The sequence below is a fragment of the Methanosarcina sp. genome (genome assembly GCF_028693135.1).
GTDB lineage: Archaea > Halobacteriota > Methanosarcinia > Methanosarcinales > Methanosarcinaceae > Methanosarcina.
The window spans coordinates 1-6150 of the sequence record NZ_JAQUVZ010000053.1 but is presented as its reverse complement, the minus strand read 5'-3'; the positions used below and the strand labels follow the sequence as shown (position 1 = coordinate 6150).

The 6150-nt window shown below is 42.8% G+C and carries 5 protein-coding genes and 1 pseudogene; 3 read left to right on the top strand and 3 right to left on the bottom strand.

Annotated elements, in window-relative coordinates; translation table 11 throughout:
- The 3 genes and pseudogenes from PHF18_RS15860 to PHF18_RS15850 form a co-directional block, all read left to right on the top strand.
- Nucleotides 1-755, top strand: a pseudogene (locus tag PHF18_RS15860) (hypothetical protein); the annotation flags it as partial.
- A 391-nt stretch (nt 756-1146) separates the two neighbouring features.
- Nucleotides 1147-2229 (top strand): DUF362 domain-containing protein, encoded by a 1083-nt coding sequence (locus PHF18_RS15855; RefSeq protein WP_300104524.1) that lies wholly within the window; start codon nt 1147-1149, stop codon nt 2227-2229.
- 374 nt (nt 2230-2603) lie between these two features.
- Nucleotides 2604-4121: a Fic family protein gene (locus PHF18_RS15850; protein WP_300104503.1), complete on the top strand. Its 1518-nt coding sequence runs from the start codon at nt 2604-2606 to the stop codon at nt 4119-4121.
- A gap of 46 nt (nt 4122-4167) precedes the next feature.
- Here the strand turns inward: PHF18_RS15850 and PHF18_RS15845 are convergent, their stop codons facing one another.
- The 3 genes from PHF18_RS15845 to PHF18_RS15835 all read right to left on the bottom strand — a co-directional run.
- Nucleotides 4168-4914 (bottom strand): DUF429 domain-containing protein, encoded by a 747-nt coding sequence (locus tag PHF18_RS15845; protein ID WP_300104502.1) that lies wholly within the window; start codon nt 4912-4914, stop codon nt 4168-4170.
- A gap of 502 nt (nt 4915-5416) precedes the next feature.
- Nucleotides 5417-5779 (bottom strand): Mth938-like domain-containing protein, encoded by a 363-nt coding sequence (locus PHF18_RS15840; protein ID WP_300104501.1) that lies wholly within the window; start codon nt 5777-5779, stop codon nt 5417-5419.
- Nucleotides 5780-6050: 271 nt separating this feature from the next.
- Nucleotides 6051-6150: zinc ribbon domain-containing protein (locus tag PHF18_RS15835; RefSeq protein ID WP_300104523.1), on the bottom strand; the 100-nt coding region annotated here is incomplete at its 5' end.

The following is a 6150-nucleotide window of genomic DNA, read 5'->3' as shown; positions in this document are numbered from 1 at the left end:
AACATAATCTGGATATGGAAACTACATACTTCAACCTTGCAGTGCTGCATTCCGAAATTGGAGAAGAAGAAAAAGCAAGTGACTACCACAGGCAGGCTCTTGAAAGATTTGAACAAATAATTGCCGAACAGTTTGAGGATCCGGAACTCATAATCCTTACATCAGGGAAGGCATTCTTATTAGGAATGTCCCTTCTTGAAAAACTGGAGTCCGAAGAGAAAGACTCAAGCATTGCCAGAAAATACTATGAACTTGCCCTCAGAACCGTTGAACAATTATATGAAACCTATCCGATGAACCTGGAGCTTCAGGAGATGCTTGCCAGTTTTGCCGAACAAATAGGGGACATATACAGGGATGCCGATAAACTGGAAGAAACAATCCCGGAATATGAATATGCATACAGAAGCCTCAAAATCCTGTCTGAAGAAGACCCTGAAAACTCTTTGCACCTCCATCATATGTTTGGAGCTCTGAATAATCTCGGGATCGGATATTCGGTTACGGATCAACAGGAAAAAGGAAAAGAGTGCTTTGAAAAAGCCTTTGACCTTAACGAAAGCCTGGCAAAATACAACCCCGGAAGCCTCGATTCCCTGAAAAGGAGTTTTACGCTTTTCAGCAACTACGCAACTCTCCTTGAAGAAATGGGGGATTCTGAAACTGCAAAAGAATACCATAAAAAAGTTGAAGAGATCAACGCAAAACTGGTTGAAGAAGACCCGGAATGGGATTCCTCGCTCGAAGAGCTCTGATCTCGAAAGCATAGAAATCTGCGGGCACTCGCTGCCCCATCCTATTTTTTTCGCCAGACTCGAAAAACCCACCATGGGTTCAAGGATCAGCCGCATCAACACTGAAAGGGACCTGAATCTTTCCTTCTATAACCCCGCAACGTCTCAAAATGAAAACCTCTTACTTGATAACAATAGGTTTTACAGCAGATAATGTAAGATCTTCGTTGTTTTGTGTGGATATCCTCATAAAAACTAACGCGGGCTTGAATTGAAAATCATCTTATCCATAGAGAATGATGAAGAGCCATAATGTATTAATCAAGGTTAACTCAAATGTTAACTCAAATTTAATTCTAATTCCTTATCATAAGGAGGGACACATACGGCGAGTAAAGTCTATTTTGCAGACCTGAGGGCAAAGAACCCACAGCAAAACACGATAAGCAAGATCCAGAAGCTTTTTGACGAGGCAGGTTTTGTAGAACTTTTAGGGGTAGACGACCTGACAGCAATCAAGGTCCATTTTGGGGAATACGGAAACGACGGGTATATCAACCCGGTCTTTGTCCGGCAGGTGGTGGAAAAGATCCGGGGGGCCGGAGCAAAACCTTTTGTTACGGACACAAATACCCTTTATTCCGGGAGCCGACATAATGCAGTCGACCACCTGACAACAGCCATTGAGCACGGGTTTGATTACTCAGTAGTCCGGGCTCCGCTCATAATCTCGGACGGGCTCAGGAGCCAGAACATCGCAGAGGTCGAGATCAGGCAAAAGCATTTCAAGACCGTAAAAATCGGGTCCGATATCGTTGCAGCCGACTCCATGATCGTGATGTCCCATTTCAAGGGGCATATCATGGCAGGCTTTGGGGGTGCGATTAAGAACCTGGCAATGGGCTGTGCGCCTGCGGCAGGCAAAAAGGACCAGCACTACCCGACAAGCCCGTACGTTGTCGAAGCAAAGTGCATCGGCTGCGGGAAATGCGTGGAAATCTGCCCTGTGGGAGCGGCATCCCTCGAAGGTGATGTTTCCAGAATCGACCCCAGCATCTGTATCAGCTGCGGGCAGTGTATGGAGGTCTGTCCCGAAAGTGCCATCGACCTTAACTGGGAAGAGGGCATCCCCGAGTTCCTGGAGTGCCTGACCGAATATGCATACGGCGCCGTAAAAGGAAAAGAGGGAAGGGTAGGCTATATCAATTTCCTGCTCAAAATCACCCCGGACTGCGACTGCGTGCCCTGGAGCGACGCCCCAATCGTGCCTGACATAGGAATCCTTGCATCAACCGATCCTGTAGCCCTGGACCAGGCAAGCTACGACCTTGTGAACAGGCAAAAAGGGCTTGTGGGCTCTTCTTTACACTGCAACCATGAAGCCGGAGCTGACAAGTTCAAAGGGGCCTGGCCTAAAGTCGACGGCACCCACCAGCTTGAATATGCTGAAAAAATCGGGCTTGGAAACAGGGATTACGAGCTTGTTGAGATTTAAAGGGGAGCCGTCCAGGTCTCTACCCCTTCAATATTTTAACAGGCATTTTTTTAACATGTACTCTTTCAATTACATTATATTCCATTATCTTAGTATACATTTTTAAATTAAGAGCCTTATATTGAACATTTATTTCATCTTATCCCTTTTTGCAAACATTTTTTTTACTATTGTGCAGAATATTGAACAAAGTTTCAATTTCTTGAACGTTTTTTCAGTCAAAATTGGTTTTTTGGACAATATTATCGGAATTACTCTCAATTTAAAATACTCTCTGCAATCAGAAAAGATCGCAAATATATAAAAAATATACAAAAAATATAAAATGTCAATAAAAATCAAAAAGAGAACAAAAGAGACTCACCGGAGATTGAATGCCTGCTGAAGGAAACGAAGAACATCTTTCGAAAGTTGGATACGCGTACCTGGTTGAACTTTATGGCCTGGAAGTATTTCCCCACCACTACAAGTCTTATATTTCGGAAAAAGGCCCCAAGAGAACTGCAGAAAGAGGCGGGACGGTCTGGAATATCTTCCCTGAAGGTTATTTTCCAGGGGAATCAACTGGAGAACAGCTCGAATTTGCCCTGAAGTACGAAGGGATAAATCTCCAGTTACTCGCTTTCCTGTTTGAAAAAATCAATCCCGGGGAAATTTGCGAGTTTGTTAAGAAAAAACCGACCGGAAAATACACCCGAAAAATCTGGTTTCTCTATGAATTCCTGACCGGAGAAAAGCTGTTCCTTGAAGACTTAAAGGCTGTAAGGTATGTTGACCTGCTGGAGGAGGACGCTTACTATACAGCTGACAGGGTTCCGAGCAAAAGACATAGAGTTTATAATAACCTGTCTGGAGGCAAGGAATTCTGCCCGCTTGTGCGAAAATCCAGTCTTTTGAAGACATTCGAAGCTGAACATCTGGACCGGCGCTGTGAAGCCCTTTTAAAAGAATACCCTGAAACAATGATTAGAAGAGCCCTCAGTTACTTTTATACAAAAGAAACAAAATCCTCTTTCGATATAGAACATGCCACGCCTGACCAGAAACGCAGTTTCCGTTTCATAGAACTTTTGAAACTGGCAGGACAAAGGGAGTTCTGCAAAAAGGATTCCCTGATAGAGCTCCAGAAAGCGGTAATAGACCCCAGGTTTGCAGGCAACGATTACCGGATGACTCAGAACTATGTAGGAGAAAGCATAGGGAGGCACCAGGAAATCGTGCACTTCGTCCCTCCTTCCCCAGGTGACCTCCCAGATCTCATGGAAGGGCTCGTTAAGGCCTGCAAGCGCATGCTCTCTTCGGAAATCCATCCTGTCGTTTCAGCAGCAGTAATTTCCTTTGGTTTTGTCTTCCTGCACCCCTTTGAAGATGGAAATGGCAGAGTACATCGTTTTCTGATCCACCACGTCCTTGAAAAAACCGGGTTTACCCCCAAAGGCTTAATTTTTCCGGTCTCGGCTTCGATGATGAAAAATCTTGATAGGTACGACGAAACCCTTGAGCTGTTTTCAAAGCCCCTTTTACGTTTCGTAGAGTACACCCTCGATGGGGAAAAAAGAATTACTGCGCAGGGAAACCATGCAAACTACTACCGTTATATCGACATGACCCCGTTTGCAGAGTACCTTTTCACCACAATAAGTGATACGATTGATTCGGAAATGGAAGCAGAATTTGAATACCTCCGAAATTATGACCGGGCCAGGTCTATAATCCGGGAAATCGTTGATATGCCAGACCGCCTGCTGGACCTCTTCATAACTGTCAGTCTCCAGAACAGAGGCAAACTCTCAGGGAAAAAACACAAATCCATGTTTTCCATGCTCACGGATGATGAAGTTGAAAAAATGGAAACCTGCATAGAGGAGATTTTCGGGTACGGAAAAGCTTGAATCTGAATTAATATTTTTCAATAGGACAGTTATGTTTACTTTTTAATTAAATTAATATTTCCTTTTTGTTCGAAAAATAAACCATCCTCATTGGCAAACCTTTTGAATCGTGTTCAGGGTTTTCTGGGATTTTTATGAGTCTTTTCTCAGATCCCAATTTTGCAGTAAGAGCTGCAGCCAGTGCATCAAGAATGTCGTCTTTAGCAACATCCTTGCGCTTATATTTTGAAAGAGCATGCTTTACTATTCTGTCTGCTGGAGGATAGATTTCCATTAAGAGATTCTTGCGTTCTAGAAGACCTTCTTCCTCCTTTTTACTGTGTTTCATTGGATTTCCTGCAAAGCCGTAAAAACAGAGTTCGGGATGAATTTCTGTTATATAGGATCTGGCATTTTCATCAGCACACATTAACTGATCGGCTTGAAGAATTTTAGGAACAATACTCCAAGCCATTATTGATAACCCTCTGCCTGTGTATTCTTTATTAACCGAGGAGGCATTTTTATGCGTTTTTTCATTGAGAGCTTGCCTGCATGGAGCAGGAAATACAGCAGGGCCTCTTTTTCTCAGAAGTTTTCGAGCTTGTAAGTCACAAAGGCGTTCCTTTGTAGTGTTTTCTCTCAAACCGATCGGGATGTCAATAAAAATTTTGAGGTCTGCTTGATATTTACCCCAAAGAGAATCCCACAAAGTGAAAATATCCGAAAATACCTCTGTTTCCCATTCATTATTCTCTGTTAAGCTAACTGCAAACCATCCTGCTTTGCAGCCGTCCACACCCACGAAATGCATATTTGAAACTCTCCAAACTCTTCGATCAACTTAGTGTCTATCCGAAAAGTGTTGTGACCCACTGTAACTTTTACAATTGGCAATATGCACAACTTAACTGATAATCGATATTATGACCTATTGTAACTTCTATAACATGCCATTATTGACTTTTCGGATGGGCTCTAAATCCCTCATACAACATTCATAATGAAAATTATTATGCTGTTGGAGGTGAACGAGGTGTGGAGTTATATATTTTTTGCATGTTGTCAATAATTATTTTTGATCTTTTCTCTTCTTTTTTCTCTTTTTGGGAAAGGCCGCTCTCCTGCGTCGAGCGTGGAAAGAACGGTTTGGTATAGTGAATAACGCTGTATTGGTCAGAATTCAGAGTTCAGAATTTCTAGCAGTGATTATTAACTTTTTTGAGCAAAAACATCAATTGTACAACAATAGAAGACCAAAAAGAACCGGAATAAAAAAGTTTTGGCATTAAATGAGTTGTTAAAAAATCCAGGTTTCAACAGGTCACGTGGAACATTGCAATGACCCTGCCTTTGTCTTTGTTCCAGAGTTTGATTGCTTTCGGGGTTGGCAGGAGTTTGACCTTGCAGTCTTTTTTCCTGAAATATTTCTTTGCTTTTTTCGAAAGCTCCACATAACCGGTCTGTCCAGTCCCCATGATGAGCCTCTCTGCCCCCTTTTCGTATATGTATTTCGCTTCGGTAAGCGAGATCTTATGGGATGTCCCGTAGAATTTTTTCGAGAGCTTTTTCCTGCGCTTTTCGACCTGTCCGTCCAGGCGGATGAGGATGTCGTGCCCGAAGGTCTTTCTTTTGACCGTAATCAAACCGAAACTTGTGGAATTTATTTCTGGTTTCATGACAATCCCCTTTCAAAACAAAAAGATCTGCTCCAGATGAAGAAATAAGGACCTCTGCAGGAAGAGAAGACTGCAGGCAATATTGTTTATGAGACCACAGGCTTATTACCCTACAAGAAACAAATGCACAGCACAAACAGGATACAATATTGCTAACACTCATTTCCGTGAACTACCCCTCCCTAAAACTTTCGCTTAATAGCTCAAGTTTTTGAGGACGGAGCTTCCTGCTTCATACTTGGCAGTTGCCGTTTTTTCCAAGTCCACAGGCTCAAACTGTAGTCCCTACAGCAATTTTCTTAATATTGATAGCGGCATTAATGTCTCTATCATGCGTATTTTTGCAATCAGGACATTGCCACTCTCTAATA